Annotated in this window: 1 protein-coding gene; it reads right to left on the reverse strand. The window is 66.4% G+C overall.

Annotated features, from left to right (window positions below):
- The coding region (locus tag BRAS3843_RS06150; RefSeq protein WP_244425135.1) for an AMP-binding protein at nt 1-1,281 on the reverse strand (1,281 nt) is incomplete at its 3' end.
- Nucleotides 1,282-1,294: the final 13 nt, after the last annotated feature.

Below are 1,294 nucleotides of genomic sequence, written 5' to 3' on the forward strand. Positions count from 1 at the left end.
ACCATGCGACAATGGCAAGGGCACGTCGCGCGCAACCGACTCCAAAGGAAGCACCGATGTCGCTGGCGCGAGTTGCAGCCGCTCGGCCAAGCCTGCAACGGACGGCGCTTCAAACAGGATGCGCAGCGGGACCTGCACGCCAAGCTCTTGCTGGGCGCGGGCGACGACCCGAGTGGCAAGCAGCGAATGCCCACCGAGCGCGAAGAAGTCGTCATTAATGCCGATCCGATCAAAGCCGAGGACGTTGGCAAAGATGGTGGCCAATATCGTCTCAGCCGCATTGCGGGGCGCGATGATCTCGACTGTGCCCTGCCACTCCGGCGCCGGCAGCGCGTTGCGGTCGAGCTTGCCGTTCGGCGATAGCGGCAGACGGTCGAGCCTGACGATCGCCGACGGCACCATGTGGTCGGGCAGCGTGGTCTGCAGATGCCGCCGCAGCGCTTCCGCCTCGAACGGCGCGTTGTCGCGTGTCGTGACGTAGCCGACCAGCCGCCGCTCACCGCTGTCATCACGCACCATCACCGCCGCCTGCTCGACAGCAGGATGGGACAGCAACGCGGCCTCGATCTCGCCGAGCTCGATGCGGAAGCCCCGGATCTTCACCTGGTGGTCGATGCGGCCGAGATAGTCGAGCGCGCCGTCAGCGCGCCAGCGCGCCAGATCCCCGGTGCGATACAGACGCTCGCCGGATGCGAACGGATTCGGTACAAAGCGTTCCGCGGTGAGGCTCGGACGGCCGAGATAGCCGCGGGCGATGCCGACGCCGCCGATATAGAGCTCGCCGGCCACGCCGATCGGCACTGGGTCGAGCCGATGGTCCAGCACATAGAGCTGGATGTTGCTGATCGGACGGCCGATCGGCACCTGCGTCGCTGCTGGATCAAGCCGGCACGGCCAGGCGCTGACATCGACCGCTGCTTCGGTCGGGCCATAGAGATTGTGCAGCCGGCACGAGGGCAGCAGGCTGAGGAAGCGGTTCTGCGTCTCCACAGCCAGCGCCTCGCCGCTGCAGATGGTGTCACGCAGACTGCCGCAGCGAGAGAGATCCGCCGCCTCCAGGAACGCCTGCAGCATCGACGGCACGAAGTGCAGGATGGTCACACCACAGCGTTCGATCAGCTCAGCCAGATAAGCCGGATCCTGATGGCCGCCGGGGCGCGCAATCACCAGCTCAGCCCCGTGCGCCAACGGCCAGAAGAACTCCCACACCGAGACGTCGAACCCGAACGGCGTCTTCTGCAGCACCCGGTCGTCAGGGGTCAGCCGATAGATGTCCTGCATCCAGGCCAGCCGA

This window comes from Bradyrhizobium sp. STM 3843, assembly GCF_000239815.1.
Classification (GTDB): domain Bacteria; phylum Pseudomonadota; class Alphaproteobacteria; order Rhizobiales; family Xanthobacteraceae; genus Bradyrhizobium.